Origin of the sequence: Arthrobacter sp. H-02-3, assembly GCF_003097355.1 — a bacterium.
Lineage (GTDB): Bacteria > Actinomycetota > Actinomycetes > Actinomycetales > Micrococcaceae > Arthrobacter > Arthrobacter humicola.
Window position 1 is genome coordinate 23,979 of sequence record NZ_PYUI01000011.1, and the last position, 15,193, is coordinate 39,171.

The 15,193-nt window shown below is 64.0% G+C and carries 12 protein-coding genes; 4 read left to right on the plus strand and 8 right to left on the minus strand.

Going from position 1 to position 15,193, the window contains the following annotated elements:
* Positions 1-40: 40 nt before the first annotated feature.
* The 3 genes from C9424_RS12040 (at position 41) to C9424_RS12050 (ending at position 4,525) form a co-directional block, all read left to right on the plus strand.
* Complete coding sequence (locus tag C9424_RS12040) at positions 41-925, plus strand: carbohydrate ABC transporter permease (protein WP_116767068.1); 885 nt, start codon at positions 41-43, stop codon at positions 923-925.
* 6 nt (positions 926-931) lie between these two features.
* A complete protein-coding gene (locus tag C9424_RS12045; protein WP_116767069.1) occupies positions 932-1,837 on the plus strand; it encodes a carbohydrate ABC transporter permease in 906 nt (301 codons plus the stop codon).
* A gap of 84 nt (positions 1,838-1,921) precedes the next feature.
* Positions 1,922-4,525: an alpha-L-rhamnosidase gene (locus C9424_RS12050; RefSeq protein WP_116767070.1), complete on the plus strand. Its 2,604-nt coding sequence runs from the start codon at positions 1,922-1,924 to the stop codon at positions 4,523-4,525.
* Positions 4,526-4,605: 80 nt separating this feature from the next.
* Here the strand turns inward: C9424_RS12050 and C9424_RS12055 are convergent, their stop codons facing one another.
* Positions 4,606-5,607, minus strand: coding sequence for a LacI family DNA-binding transcriptional regulator (locus C9424_RS12055; protein WP_116767071.1), 1,002 nt, complete (start codon positions 5,605-5,607; stop codon positions 4,606-4,608).
* Positions 5,608-5,872: 265 nt separating this feature from the next.
* Here C9424_RS12055 and C9424_RS12060 point away from each other — a divergent pair, with 265 nt between their 5' ends.
* Entirely contained in the window at positions 5,873-6,433 is a 561-nt protein-coding gene (locus C9424_RS12060; RefSeq protein WP_116767072.1) for an SRPBCC family protein, read from the plus strand.
* Between the two features lie 112 nt (positions 6,434-6,545).
* Here C9424_RS12060 and C9424_RS12065 read toward each other — a convergent pair whose 3' ends face one another.
* The 7 genes from C9424_RS12065 to C9424_RS12095 form a co-directional block, all read right to left on the minus strand.
* The gene (locus C9424_RS12065; protein WP_116767073.1) at positions 6,546-7,544 is read right to left on the minus strand and encodes an aldo/keto reductase family protein; all 999 of its coding nucleotides are present in this window, start codon (positions 7,542-7,544) and stop codon (positions 6,546-6,548) included.
* Between the two features lie 101 nt (positions 7,545-7,645).
* Positions 7,646-8,581, minus strand: coding sequence for a carbohydrate kinase family protein (locus C9424_RS12070; protein WP_116767074.1), 936 nt, complete (start codon positions 8,579-8,581; stop codon positions 7,646-7,648).
* A gap of 119 nt (positions 8,582-8,700) precedes the next feature.
* Positions 8,701-10,209, minus strand: a complete 1,509-nt coding sequence (locus C9424_RS12075; RefSeq protein WP_116767075.1) for a glycoside hydrolase family 32 protein — start codon at positions 10,207-10,209, stop codon at positions 8,701-8,703.
* A gap of 96 nt (positions 10,210-10,305) precedes the next feature.
* Positions 10,306-11,913: an ABC transporter substrate-binding protein gene (locus C9424_RS12080; protein WP_116767076.1), complete on the minus strand. Its 1,608-nt coding sequence runs from the start codon at positions 11,911-11,913 to the stop codon at positions 10,306-10,308.
* A gap of 79 nt (positions 11,914-11,992) precedes the next feature.
* Positions 11,993-12,952, minus strand: a complete 960-nt coding sequence (locus tag C9424_RS12085) for a carbohydrate ABC transporter permease (protein ID WP_116767077.1) — start codon at positions 12,950-12,952, stop codon at positions 11,993-11,995.
* Between the two features lie 7 nt (positions 12,953-12,959).
* Complete coding sequence (locus tag C9424_RS12090; RefSeq protein ID WP_116767078.1) at positions 12,960-13,934, minus strand: ABC transporter permease; 975 nt, start codon at positions 13,932-13,934, stop codon at positions 12,960-12,962.
* Positions 13,931-14,974, minus strand: a complete 1,044-nt coding sequence (locus C9424_RS12095; RefSeq protein WP_237563425.1) for a LacI family DNA-binding transcriptional regulator — start codon at positions 14,972-14,974, stop codon at positions 13,931-13,933. The genes C9424_RS12090 and C9424_RS12095 overlap by 4 nt, the downstream gene beginning before the upstream one ends.
* Between the last annotated feature and the right edge of the window lie 219 nt (positions 14,975-15,193).

A 15,193-nucleotide genomic window follows, 5' to 3' on the forward strand; every position in this document is an offset into this window, starting at 1 on the left:
CCCGGCGGTCAGCCACTCAAATTCCGATGAAAGAAGCACCATGAACAACGTCCTGGGAGACAAAAAGGCCATCGCCGTCCTTCTCGGCCCGGCCTTACTGGTTTACACCGTCGCCATGCTGTTACCGGTATTCTGGTCCGCCGGCTACACCTTCCTTTCCGGCAACGCCATCACAGGCTTCACCTTCGCCGGACTCGCCAACTTCGAAAAGCTCTTCTCCGACCCCGCCGTCGGCGAGGCCCTCTGGTTCACGATCCGCTACGCCGTGGTCATCACCATCGGCCAGGTCCTGCTCGGATACATGTTGTCCCTGCTCTACGTCTTCGCCCTGAAGCGCGGATCCAGTCTGATCCGCACTCTGGTCTTCTTCCCGGTCGTGCTTCCCACGGTTGCGGTCGCTCTGCTGTTCCAGAAGATGTTCGAAATCGCCCCGCAAAACGGCCTGGTGAACTCAGCTCTGAACGCCGTGGGCATCGGCTCGATCGACTGGCTCGGCAACGGCAGCACAGCATTTTTGGTCATCGTCATCATGGACCTTTGGCGGTCCATGGGGTTCTACGCCGTCCTGCTCTACACCGGTCTGGTGGACATTCCCGATGACATCCTTGAATCGGCCCGCCTCGACGGCGCACGGGGGTTGCACCTGATCCGGCATATCATCCTGCCGTTGTCCCTGCCGGTTCTGCTCTCTTCGATCATCTTTAGCATCAACGGCACACTCAAGGTCTTCGACTCCATCGTGGCCCTGACCGACGGCGGGCCGGGCAGCGCGACAACTCCACTGACACTGCTCATGTTCCGCACCTCTTTTACCTACGGCGACTACGGCTACGGCAGCTCCATTGCGTTGCTGCTCACGATTCTGTGCCTGATTGTCACACTCTTCATTTTCCGCTCGTCCCGCCGCGACCTCACCAAGGACTGACCGACGATGACCGCAAATACCGCGGTGCCAACCCGCACCAGCCAAAAACCAACGGCCGCACCCCAACGGCCCCGCACGTCACCGGTCAAGTTCCTCAAACGCGTCCCGGTCCAGCTGTCGATTGCCATATTGCTCGTCGTCGAGATCTATCCGCTTATCTGGCTGTTCATGGGCTCCTTCAAGACCCAGGACGAGTTTCTCAACAGTCCGGTCTGGGCCATGCCGCAAAGTTTCAACTTCGACAACTACGTCGAGGCCTGGACGACCGGAAATATCGGCACGTACGTGGGGAACAGCCTCATCGCGACAATCCCGTCGCTGTTCCTGATCGTTCTGTTCGGCGTCGCCGCCGGGTTCGCTCTGGAGGTGCTCGTCTGGAAGGGCCGCGGCACGGTCCTTCTGGTCTTCCTGGCCGGAATCATGGTCCCCGGACAGATGATCCTGCTGCCGCTGTTTTCCGCATACTTCCAGGTGGGCCTGACCGGCACGCTCTGGCCGCTGATCATTACCTACACCGCAACCGGGCTGCCGCTGACCGTATTCATGATGGCCACCTATTTCCGCGCCGTGCCGCGGGAAGTTTTCGAAGCCGCTGCCCTGGACGGCGCCAGCATGATTCGGGCATTCTTCTCCATCGGCTTCCCCATGGTCCGCAACGCCGTGTTCACGGTTGCGCTGGTCCAGTTCTTCTTCATCTGGAATGACCTGCTCATCGCCCTGACGTTCACCAACAACGCGGACCTGAGCACCATCCAGGTCGGACTCCTGAACTTCACCGGAGAGTTCGGCGCCGTCCAGTACGGTCCCCTCTTCGCCGCCATCTGCATCAACGTTCTGGGAACCCTCGTGCTCTACCTCTTCCTCAACCAGCGCGTCATGAAGGGCCTCGCCGGCGGCGCCGTCAAAGGCTAGCTCACCACACCGACGCCACGCCCGCCCACTTCATCCGCCGCTAAACCTGAACTTCCCTCCCCACGATCACAGGAGATCCACACCATGCCACCGACCGTTATGCCCGTAGCCTTCGATCACCACCGCGAGGCCCTCGGCATTGGAGAAAGCCGCCCCCGCATCTCCTGGAAAACTTCGGGCGCACCGGGCTGGACCCAGACGGCATACCAGGTCGAAATCGCCCGGAACGGCGAAACTACCCTCAGCAGCCGTATCGCGTCGGAAGAGTCCGTCCTGGTGCCCTGGCCGGCCGCCCCCCTGCGCTCCGGGGAGGAAGTCTCCGTGCGGGTCCGCGTCTGGGGCCCACCGGAGGCCGGGGCAGCTGCCGGTGACGAGGAGCCCAGTGATTGGAGTGAGCCTGCCACTGTTGAGGCCGGTCTTCTGGAGCCAGAGGACTGGATCGCAACGGCCATCACTCCGGCGTGGGATGAAGACCCGGAATCGGACCGCCGGCCCCCGCTGCTCCGACGCGAGTTTTCTGTGCACTCCCCCATCGCCAAAGCCAGGCTCTATGTCACGGCCCACGGCCTGTTCGAAGTGGAAGTCAACGGCACGCGGGTGGGCACAGACATCCTCTCCCCCGGCTGGACCGTTTACGGTGAGAGGCTGCGCTACTACACCTACGACGTGACGGAACTGGTCCACGAAGGGGCCAACGCCGTCGGAAGCTGGCTGGCTGACGGCTGGTACCGCGGGCGTATCGGTTTCCACGACGGCTACCGCAACCTGTATGGCGACAAGGTGGCCCTGCTGGCACAGCTCCACATCACCCACGCGGACGGATCCGTCAGCGTGGTCGGGACCGACACGTCGTGGAAGGCCGGGTTTGGTCCCATCGGCTTCACCGGCCTCTATGAGGGCGAAAGCCATGACGCCCGGCAGCTGCCGGCCGGCTGGAGCCGGCCCGGGTTCGACGACGACGGCTGGAGCCCGGTGACAACCGTCCAACGTGATCCAGCCACGCTTGTTGCCCCGGATGGCCCTCCGGTCCGCTGCACCGAGGAAGTCCGCCCCGTCCGCGTATTCACCAGCCCGGCAGGCAAGACGCTCGTGGACTTTGGCCAGAATCTGGTGGGCCGGCTGCGGATCACCGTGCAGGGCAAGCCGGGCGACCAGGTCACCCTGCGCCATGCCGAAGTGCTGCAGGACGGGGAACTGTTCACGCGCCCGCTCCGCCGCGCCATATCCACCGATACGTACACGATTGCCGGCACGGAACCGGAGACCTGGGAGCCGCGCTTCACCATCCACGGCTTCCGCTACGCCGAAATCGACGGCTGGACCGGCGGCGACCTCAGCGAGAATATGGTGGCCCGCGTCTACCACACGGACATGGAACGTACCGGCTGGTTCGACAGCTCCAACCCGGACCTGAACCGCCTTCACGAAAACGTCCGCTGGAGCATGCGCGGCAACTTCGTGGACATCCCCACCGACTGCCCCCAACGCGACGAACGGCTCGGCTGGACCGGAGACATCCAGGTCTTCGCCCCCACGGCTTCGTTTCTTTACGACTGCTCCGGAATGCTGACCTCCTGGCTCAAAGACGTCGCCGTCGAACAGCTCCCCGACGGAACCATTCCCTGGTACGTCCCGGTCATCCCCGGCGGCGATGAGTGGACCCCCATCCGGCCCGGCGCCGTCTGGGGTGACGTGGCAGTCCTGACCCCCTGGACCATCTACCAGCGCTTCGGGGACACCCAGGTCCTTCGTGACCAGTACGACAGCGCCAAAGCGTGGGTGGACCTCATGGACGCCAAAGCGGGCGGCAGCCACTTGTGGAACACCGGCTTCCAGCTTGGCGACTGGCTTGACCCCACGGCCCCGCCCCACGACCCCACTGCAGCCAAAACGGACCCCTACCTGGTGGCCACGGCCTACTTCGCCTGGTCGGCCACCCACCTGGGGAGGATCGCCAGCGTCCTGGGCAAAGCATCGGACGAGCTGCACTACACCGAGCTCGGGCGGGCTGTCGCCAAGGCCTTCGCGGACGAATACGTCTACCCCAGCGGGGCCGTTGCCGGGGACGCGCAGACGGCCTACGCACTGGCCATCGTTTTCGATCTCTTCCCGAGTGAAGAGCAGAAACAGCTGGCCGGGCGGCGCTTGGCCGAGCTGGTGGCCGACGGCGGAAACAGGATTGCGACCGGATTCGCGGGCACGCCGGTCATCTCCGATGCGCTGACCGACGTGGGCGCGCTGGATACGGCTTACGATCTGCTCCTGGAGAAGGAATGCCCCTCCTGGCTCTACGCCGTCGAACAGGGCGGCACCACCATCTGGGAACGTTGGGATGCCATGCAGCCGGATGGCACCGTCAACCCGGGAAACATGACTTCCTTCAACCACTACGCGCTGGGCGCCGTGGCGGACTGGATGCACCGCGTGGTGGCCGGAATGTCCCCGCTGGAACCGGGATACCGCAGGATCCTCTTCAGGCCCCGGCCCGGCGGGCAGCTCACCCATGCTTCAGCGCGGCACGAAACACCGTACGGGACAGCCAGTATCTCCTGGACCCTGGATACCGGTGGATTGAACGTGCAGGTGGAGGTCCCGACCGGTTGCACAGCCCGTGTGGAGCTCCCCGGCCGGGCGCCGTTTGAGGTGGGCTCGGGAGCGTTCAGCTACGCCGTGGAGACGGTAGCGTAGGTCTCACGGCGGCGCCGGGGCGGACACCCGCCCCAGCGCCGTTCGGGGTTAAGCACCAACGGTTTGATCGTCGTTTGGGTTCAGCGGCCCAAGGTGCTGGCCCGGGCAAAAAGTGTGGGCTCCAGCATCAGGTTGCGGTGTACGTGCTCCCCGGGCTGGTTAACTTCCTCCAGGAGGAGCTTGGTGGCCACCCGGCCCATCTCGTGCCCCGGCTGGCCAATGGTGGACATCGGGATGGCGCCCTCGGTAGCGAACTGGTTGTTGTCGTACCCGATCACCGCGATATCCTGCGGCACCCGCAGCCCGTACGTTCCCGTGAGTTCATGAATGATGCCCGCGGCCAACTGGTCCGACGGCGCAATGATGCCGTCGGGCATCCTGCTGCGGCCCCGGCTGGCCAGATCCCCCGCAATTCGGCGCCCCTCCGGGCTGTTGAGGCTCCGGCCAAAAATCACCTCGAGAGAGACAGCCCCCCTGGTCTCCGAGGCGGCGCGCATGGCGCCCTTACGGCGGTCGTTGACAGCGTGCAGGCTATCTGGGCCGCCGGCGAACACCAGCCGCCGGCGGCCCAGATCAATGAGGTGCCGGGCCGCGAGATAACCGCCATGTTCCTCATCGACCAGCACGCTGCAGCAGTCCGTGCGGCCTCCGGCATAGTTGACCAGGACGATGTGGCGGCCATGGCGGCGCACCCGGTCCATGCCGTCCAACCCTGCATCCAGCGGAGCAAGGATGATCCCGGCGACGCGGGCCTCATCAAAAATGTCGAGATACCCATCCTGCTTCTGCAGGTCGACGTCGCTGTTCGCCAGCAGCAGCGAATAGCCGTCGTCGTGCGCGGCACTTTCCGCGCCGCGGGCAATGTCCACGAAGAGGGAGTTGCCAACGTCCGTCAGGACCAGACCAATCGTCCGACTGCTTCCAGCCGCCAGGGAACGCGCCGCAGAGTTACGGACAAAGCCCAGCTCATCAATCGCGGCCTGGACCCGCAACCGGGTCCTTTCCGCCACGATTTCGGGCTTGTTCAGGACATTGGACACAGTGCCCAGCGAGACCCGTGCCACGCGCGCCACGTCATTCATGCTCGGGGCAGAATCTACCCCTGCATCCGCGGTGCTTTCTCTCGGCACGTTCCCGCTGCTTCCTCTATAAGAACTGATCCTTCATTTTTTCATACCTTCGGGCCAACGCCTGACCGCCATGAGCGCGGCCGCTGTGGGTTGGCAACTCTGTCAGGGACACCGCCCACCCCATTGACCGGACGCACCCTTCTGGGTACGGTCACGTGCATCGATCCGCCCCGGCCGCTGCATCGCCTACGGCTGGCGAACATTTCGGGAGGCCCCCATGGGCAGCACAGACTATGAGTTCCGGACTGTCTGGCGGGTGGCTGGCACGCCGGAGGAGGTCGCGGCCGTCCTCGGCGACGCCACAGCGTTGCCACGCTGGTGGCCGTCCGTCTATGTCAGCGTCGAGCCAGTGGCCGCCGGTCCGGAACCCGGACCCGGCGTTCCCCGCCCCGTGCGCCTCCATACGAAGGGCTGGCTGCCTTACACGCTGCGGTGGACGCTCACGGTCACGGAGCCCGTCACCAGCCGCGGCTTCGCCCTCACCGCCGCCGGCGACCTCAACGGCACCGGCCGCTGGACCTTTGAGCCGGACGGCCCGGAAACGGTCATCACCTACGACTGGCGCGTCAGCGCCGCCAAGCCGCTGCTGCGGCGGCTGAGCTGGCTGCTCAAACCGGGTTTCGCCGCCAATCACCGCTGGGCGATGGCCCGCGGCGAGGAGAGCCTGGCCCTGGAGCTGCGCCGGCGCCGGGCCGCAGCGGGGATCGCCACCGGCGCAACGCACCCTGTTCCACCGCCGCCGCGGCCCACCTTCGCCTGGCTGCGGTGGCGGGGCTGAACCGGCCAGCAGCCAGCGCCGGCGCGCACCACCCTGATCCGCACGGGGACGGAGGGGTGCAGGTTGCACGGATACCTGTTGGGCGGCGTGCTCTGTACTGGCAACTTTTGGCTCACGGGCGGGTTTTAAAGGATTCCACCTTGGTGGGGTCGCGTTCAATGACCGGTTCCAGGATGTCATCGATTTTGGCCAGCAGTGCCGGGTCAAGTTTTACCCCGGCTGCGGTGACGGTGTCGATGAGCTGATCGGGGCGGGAAGCACCGACGATGGCTGCCGAGACGTTGGGGTTTTGCAGTACCCAGGCGACGGCGAGTGCGGCCATGGACAGGCCAGCGTCCGCGGCGAGCGGTTTGAGCTGCTGGACCCGGGTGAGGATGTTGTCGGTCAGGTAGCGGTTGTCGGACTTGAGTTCGCCATCATCGCCTGTGAAGCGGGATGCTGCCGGGGCAGCCTGGCCGGGGACGTATTTTCCGGTCAGGATGCCTTGGGCCATGGGTGACCAGCAAATCTGTCCCAGGCCCAGCTCCTCGCAGGTGGGGACGATTTCCTTTTCGATGACCCGCCAGAGCAGGGAGTACTGGGGCTGGTTGGAGATGAGGTGAATGCCCAGTTCCCGGGCGAGGGCGGCGCCGGCGCGGATTTCGTCCACGGTCCATTCGGAGACGCCGATGTAGTGGGCCTTTCCGGCCCGGACGATGTCGGCGAAGGCCTGCATGGTTTCTTCTAGCGGGGTGCCGTAGTCGTAGCGATGGGCCTGGTAGAGGTCCACGTAGTCGGTGCCCAGACGGGTCAGGGAGCCGTTGATGGATTCCATGATGTGTTTGCGGGACAGCCCGCGGTCGTTCCGGCCCTCGCCGGTGGGGAAGTAGACCTTGGTGAAGATCTCGACGCTTTCGCGCCGCACACCGACTAACGCCTCACCCAGCGTGTGCTCCGCGCGGGTGCCCGCGTAGGTGTCGGCGGTGTCGAAGGTGGTAATGCCCAGATCTAGGGCCTGCCGGACGCAGGCCGTGGCCGAGTCCTGGTCGATCTGCTCACCGTGGGTGACCCAGTTTCCATAGGCGAGTTCGCTGATGTACATGCCGGAGGAACCAAGTTTGCGGTATTCCATGCTCGTCGTGCCTTTCGGAGTCAGATCCTGCCGGCGGCTGCCGGGCCGGTGGCAGCGCGGGAGGATTCTGAAATGTCAAAAAATGGGGCTTGCTGCCCGGGCTAGGATGCGGGCTGCAGATGGGTCCGGAGTTCCTGTAGCGTCGGCGGATTTGCGCCCGGGCGCCGCACGGTGATGGCGGCAGCCATGGATGCTGTGCGTCCCAGCTGCTCCAGAACAGCGGGCGCGAGGCCGTCGGTCCCGCGGGTGAGGAGTCCCAGGATCAGGGCTGCCATGTACGAGTCGCCGGCGCCGATCGTGTCGGCGACCCCGGATTCTACTGATGGGATGTTCAGCCGCGTCGCAGCGGTGGCGAGCAGTGAACCCTGCGAGCCTTTGGTGATGACTGCCAGGCCGGCGCCCAGCCCGAGGAGGTGCGCGGCTGTGTCATCCAAGTCCTTCCGGGGGTAGAGCCATTGGGCGTCCTCATCGCTGAGTTTGACGACGTCGGTCAGGTGAACCAGGTCTTCGAAGATGGATTTGGCTTCGGCGTGGCTGCCGAGCAGCGCGGGCCTGATATTGGGGTCATAGGTGATCGTGCATTCGTGGCGGCACAGTTGCAGGAGTGCTTTGACCGCGTCCGCACCCGGCGCAAGGAAAGTGGCGATGGAACCGGTGTGAAGGACCTTCGGGACATAGGCGGGAGCGACCGGCTCCAGGGCCCAGGAAATGTCGAAGTCGTAGCTGGCGGACCCGTCCGTGGCGAGCGTTGCTGTCGCCGAGGCGGTTCGGCCCAGGGAGTATGAGCCGGGCAGGAGCGTCACGCCGGCACTGTGCAGGTGCCGTTCGATGGCGGCGCCGCGTTCGTCGTCGCCTATAGCCGTCAGCAGCCCGGTGTCGACGCCGAGCCGACCGAGCCCGTAAGCGACATTGGCGGGTGACCCGCCAGGGTATTCGCTTGTTCCCTCGGGCGAGGTGACGACGTCGATGAGCGCTTCGCCGACAACGACGACGTCCAGGAGCTGCCGGGACGGGCCGGCGGACTCGAGATGGTACATGTCATGTCTTTCTTCAGGTGGGGTGCTGCCGGGTTCGCGGCGAAGGAGGCGGCGCTCGTGCTGCCGGCCGTGTTCAGGCCGCGGCGGCCGTTGCCGCTTCGAGGGCGGGCTCGGGGCCGTTATGCGTATTGGGTGACAATCAGGTTATTTATGGTCGCTGTGCCCCCGACGGCGTAGAGCGAGACCTCGGTGCTGGTGGCGGCCGGGAAGATCAATTCGGTCAGGGTGACCTGGCCTCCCTGGGCGAAGACCTCGACGGAGCATCGGTCCACGTAGATGGTGAGTTCATAGGAACCGTCCGTCGCCCGGATCGGGGCGGTGTCGAGGGATGCGAAGGATTCGTGGAAGTCTGTTTGCCCGGATTCCCTGCGGTCGACGACGATGAGAGCTTCCGTGGGACGAATGCCGATGCGGGTTCCCTGCGCTCCATCGCCGCGGACAACCAGCCCGAATTCCTCGGCTGTTCCGGGTGTAACGGTGAGCTCGATGCGTTGGACGCTTCCGGCCGCGCCGTCCAAGACGTGCTGGCCGGGAGATATTTCAGCTGCCGCGAGGCTGAACGACGGCGTAGCCTCAAGGAACGAGGCGAGATCTCCCGCGGCCTGCTGCACCAGCCGCCAGCTCCCATCAACGCTCTGCAGGGACACTTCCCGGGCCAGGGACATGGGACTGCGCCACGGCGAGGTGGGGATCTCGTTGGCGTATTGCCAGTTGTTCATCCAGCCGATCATGAGCCGCCGGCCGTCGGGAACGTTGCTGAAGGAAACGGCGGCGTAGTAGTCGCGCCCCCAGTCGAGCCACTGGTACTCGCCGAGTCTGTCCGGGTCCTGCAGTCCTTCGGTGACCGTGGTGGCTGAGGTGAACGTGGTCCCGTCGAAGTCTCCGACGAAGTATTGCCCGGCGGAACCGTTGTTGGGGCCGCCGGGATTGAGGTTCACGGTCAGGACCCATTTGGGATTTTCCGGGTCACCGTCGACAGGCAGCGGGAAGAGGTCCGGGCATTCCCACACGCCGCCGGTTGCGTTGGCGGGGCCGAAGCTGCTTAACAGCTCCCAGTCCTTGAGATCGTGGGATTTGTAGAAGACGACTTCGAAGTCCGTAGCTTCCACGGCCACCATGACCCAGTGACTCCCGGCGTCGGACTCGTAGCGGAAGACCTTGGGGTCGCGGAAGTCGGCGGACCCCCGGTTCAGTACGGGATTGCCGGGGTGCTTGGTCCAGGTGTAGCCGCCGTCCAGGCTGTAGGCCAGGGACTGAGCCTGGATGCCGTGGTGTGCGGAGGCCGCCTTGTAGGCGCTGGTGTAAACGGCGACCAGCGGAGCCGTTGATCCAGTGCCGAATCCGCTGGAATTGTCACGGTCGAAGACGATGCTGCCGGAGAAGATGTCTTCTGTCTCGTCGCAGGCGATGGCGACAGGATGCTCGGTCCAGGTCAGCAGGTCCGTGGACGTGGCGTGACCCCAGGACATGTTTCCCCAGACGTTGTCCAGCGGATTGTTCTGGTAGTAGAGGTGGTAGACGCCCTCATGGTGGATCAGGCCGTTGGGATCGTTGAGCCAGGTATTCCGGGCTGCGTAGTGCAGGGCGGGCCGGAAAGTGTCGGCCGTCGTGGCGGTCACGGCAGTCATGAGGTTCGGATCTCGATTCTGTGCTGGTGCATGCGGGTTCGCGGGCGGCGGGGCAGGCCGGCGCGTGGTGTCCGGCCTGCCCCGTGGTCTCGGTGGCTAGGAGTTCTTCTTGTAGCGGTCGTAGGCCTGCTGGTAGACCTCGATCATCTTGTCGACACCGATGTTCTTGAGCTGGGTGACGTAGCCGTCCCACTCCTGCTCGATGCCTCCGGAGACGATCCACTTGGCCATGTTCTGCTTGACCAGGGAGGTGGTGTCGGTTTCAATGCTGCTGATCTGCTGGAGTTCGTCGGTGGACAGTGCCACCGGGGGGTAGCCGTCGTTGCCGGCGAAGGGCTTGTAGTTTTCGTTGACCGTCTTCTGGCGTTCCGCGGCGCGCGGTTCGGGAGCGACGACGGACTTGAAGCTCTCCGCCGTGTTGGCCTTCGGTCCGCCCGGGGCGACCTTCTGGCGGCGTTCACCTTCGCTGGTTCCGGCCGGCGCGGGGATCTGTACCAGCAGCCCGTTGGCATCCTTTTGCAGGGTTTCACCGATCGGTCCCCAGTTAGCCTGGGCGGACTGGATGGGGTCGTAGAGGTTATCGGCCCAGCGCATGGTCGCGGCGGGGTACTTGTCGGCCCGGGTGATGGCGAAGGCGCCGCGGGCGATTTCCTGGTTGTTGGACTGGCTGGCGATGCGCTTGCCGTCCACGCCCTGGAGCACGGGCACAAGGGCGTAGTCATTGGCGCGGTCTGCGCCGACCATCTCCGGAACTTCCCACCAGGCGAACGAGCCGAGGTTTTCCGTGGCGGCCTTGCCCTTGGCGAGGTAGGCCTTGTCGTCCTGGGAGAAGGATTCCGGATCGATCAGACCTTCTTGATACCACTGGTGCAGGGTCTGGATGGCTTTTTTGTAGCCGTCCTGCGTGGGGGTGAAGATGACCTTGTTGTCCTGCACGATGCGGTGATCCATGTTGTCCGGCACCCCGCCCAGGGCCGCGATCAGGTCAACGATGTCTCCGCACCAGGAGCCGGGCATGAAGCTCAGCGGGATGGTTTTGCCGGTCCCGGACGCGTCCTGGGTTTTGAACGCCAGAAGGGCGTCGTGGAATTCAGCGATGGTCTTGGGCATGGGGATGTTGAGCTTTTTCAGCCAGGCGGTATTGATGGCGATTTCGTTGGGGAACTGGACCAGGCCGAGCTCCTCAACGGACGGCAGGGAGTAGATGTGCCCGTCGGAGGAGGTGATGGCCGCCTTGATGTCCGGACGGGCTGCGAGCAGCTTGGCGAGATTGGGAGCGTTCTTCTCAATCAGGTTCTCCAGCGGGATCAGCGTGCCGCTGGCGGAGTACGTGGCGATCTCGGCATCCGTCAGGCCGGTGTTGAAGAACGCGTCGGGAAGGTCCCCGCTGGCCAGGATGAGGTTCTTCTTTTCCTGGAAGACCGTATCGGGCAGGTTCTGCCAGTCGATATGGATGTTGGTGTCCTTTTCCCAGTTCTTCACCACGGTCATGGTGTTGTAGTCCGGTGCCAGGGCCGTCTTGGTTCCCGAGAACTTCAGGGTCAGCTGCTTGCTGACGATCGGGAAGCCTGTTGCCTGGAACCCGAAGTCAGCGGAGGCGTCTTTGACCTCCGGAGAGCCGGACTGGCCGCCGGAACAGGCGGTGAACGTCATCGTTCCGGCCAGGAGGGCGCCAAGGACGGCATATTTGCGGCTGATTGCCATGGTCATTCCTATTCTGAGGTGTGGTTTTGCCGGCCCGTGGCGAGTGCCCCGGGGACGGGTGGTGCGCGGGGAAGGGTCCCTATTTCACGGCGCCGATCATGGCGCCCTTGGTGAAGTGCTTCTGCATGAATGGCAGGGCAATCATCAGCGGCAGGCTCGAGACGACGATCATGGCGTACTTGGTGAGCTCCGCGATCCTTTGCGCTGCCGCATAGGACTGGATGTCTCCCCCGGTGGTGCCGGTGGATGAAACATCGGATTGGATGAGGATGTTGCGCAGGACGAGCTGCAGCGGGTATTTGGAGTCATCGTTCAGGAAGATCAGGGCGTCGAAGAACGAGTTCCACTGGGCCACGACGTGGATCATGACCATGAGCATGATCAGGGGTTTGGACAGGGGCAGCACCATCTTGAAGAAGAACTTGAAGTCGGTGGCCCCATCCATCTGGGCGGCTTCACGCAGTTCGTTGGGGATGGTGTGTTCGAAGAAGGAGCGGGCGATAATCAGGTTCCAGACACCGACCGCGCCTGGGAGAACGACGGCCCAGACGGTGTTGAGCATGCCCAGGTCCCGGACGACCAGGTACTTGGTGATGAGTCCGCCGTCGAAGAACATGGTGATGACGAACAGGAGCATCAGGATTTTCCGGCCCGGCATGTCCTTGCGGGACAGCGCGTAGGCGCCGCAGAGGATCGTGGTGACACTGATAGCGGTGCCTAGGACGGTGTAGATGACGGTGTTCCCCAGGCCGTTCCAGATCCGGCTATCCGCGAAAATCCGCTGGTAGCCCTCAAGTGTCACGCCGGAGGGGAACAGCCAGACCTTGCCTTCGTAGATCGCGTTCGGATCGCTGACGGACGCAATGACAATGAAGTAGAGGGGGTAGACCACAGCCAGGATGGACAGCAGCAGGATGGCTGTGGCTGCGATGTTGAAGGCGCGGTCACCGTACCTGTCCCGCAACGTCGGCCTGGGCCGGGCCGGGCTGACGTTTCTGTTCGGGGTGTCGATGTTGACGGGGCTGGTTTTCAAAGACATCTCGGCATCACCACAGGGTCGCTTGGTTGGCCCGGCGCGCCACCGTATTGAAGAAGAGCAGCAGCGCCAGGTTGAGGACGGAGTTGAACAGGCCGATGGCGGCCGAATAGCTGAACTGCGCCTGCTGCAGACCCGCGTGGTAGACGTAGGTCTGGATGATCTCCGAGCTCGAGAGGTTCAGCGGCGTCTGCATCAGCAGCGCCTTCTCGAAACCGACATTCAGCAGGTTGCCGATGGCAAGGATGAACAGGATCGTTACCACCGGCATGATGCCCGGCAGATCGATATGCCGGATTCGCTGGAGCTTCGAGGCGCCGTCGACCTTCGCCGCGTCATGCAGCGCCGGATCAATGGCCGCCAGGGCCGCCAGATACACGATCATGGAGAACCCGGCGTTCTGCCAGACATCCGAGATGACGTAGATGGGACGGAACCACTCCGCCGAACCCATAAAGAAGATCGGCTCCCCGCCGGCCAGCTGGATCGCGTTGTTCACCAGCCCCGACCGCGGCGACAGGACCACGAACATGATGCCCACCACCACGACGGTGGAAATGAATGCAGGCGAATAGAGCACCGTCTGGGTGAACTTCTTGAACCTCTCGCTCTGGAGCTGATTGACCAGCAACGCCAGGATGATCGGGATCGGGAAGGCCACCAGCAGGCCCAGAACGGCAATCCACAGCGTGTTTCCGAGGACCTGGCCGAACTGGTACGAGTTCACGAACCTGATGAAGTGCGTCAGGCCCACCCACGGACTGTCGGTAAAACCCTCAGCAGGGTTGTAGTTCTTGAACGCGATCTGCACCCCGTACATCGGCCAGTACTTGAAGACCAGGATGTACACGAGGGCCGGAGCTAGTAATACGTATAACTGCCAGGCCCGGGAGATCCTTTTCAGGCGAAGCGAAAAAGAAATCCTTCGTTGCGGCAGCGGTGCCGCGGACGGACGCCCGCGTCGGGCCGGGATGGTTCGGCTCATGGCATCTCCTTAGGATGTGTCACTGAATTCCGTTCAATCAAAGGGCACTCCATCAGCTCGACCCCGCCATGGGGTTCCGCATCCTGGAGAATCAGTTCAACCGCACGCCTGCCCATGGCGACGAACGGCAGTTCAAAGGTGGTCAGGCCCGGACGAAGGTGCGGCGCCACGGTCGTCTGGTTGTCGAAACCCACAATCGAGACGTCCCCGGGGATCGACAGACGCAGGTCCGCGACCGCCTGATATGCGCCCCAGGCCGTCCGGTCGTTCGCACAGAAAATTGCGGTTGGCGGCTTGGCGGCCGTCATCAACTCCACCGCGTACCGGTAGCCGTCTTCCTCGCCGCCTCCTCCGAAGCGGACCAGCTCCGGATCCACATCCAGGCCCGCCTCCTCAAGGGCCACCGTGTAGCCCTCGTAACGGCCGACGGCGGCGGGAAGTCTGCTTTCGAGGGTTTCGATATTGATCAGCCCTATCCGGCGGTGCCCTGCATCGAGCAGCCGGCGCGTGGCGGCATAGCCACCCTTCACCTCGTCCGGGGCGACGCTCGGGAGGCGTCCGGCACGGTCCTGGGAGTTCAGGACCACCGACCGCACACCCGCCAGGGCTTCCGGGACGTCCAGGCGCCGGTGGTACATGGCAGCGTAGACGACTCCCGCGACCTTGTAGGAGAGCATGGTGTCCAAGGATGCTGCTTCAAGGTCCTTGTCTCCGCCGGTGTTCATTGTGAGCAGGAGGAGCCCGTGTTCCCATGCCCGCTCCTGCGCTCCCTCGATGATGGCGCCGGCAAAGGGAGTTGTGGCTACGGAATCGCCGATAAAACCGATCATGCCGGCCACGCCGTCGCGGAGAACCTTGGCGTGGGCGTTGGTGCGGTATCCCAGCCGGTCCACGGCGTCACGTACCCGCCTGCGGGTCTCTTCGGAAAAGCGCGAGCCAGAGGCCGAATTCAGAACCAAGGAGACGGTGGCCTGAGAGACACCGGCGGCGGCGGCGACATCATGCATCGTCGGTCCGGACTTTGGCCGCGATCCAGCCATGGGCACCTCCTCGGGCCAAGTAATTCGATCGGTTATTCGTATAACTCGTTGTGAACTGTATCGTGCATCACATCGGCCGTCAACATGGCCAATGAGGCGCCCGCCCATGTTCTCGATGTTGACGCCTGAGCATCCTCGAGTGCGACAGATTATTCCATTCCAGCTCGACGAGATCGTACTTGGTGCGAGCTTCTGCGGATTGGCCGCCTCAGCAGGCCC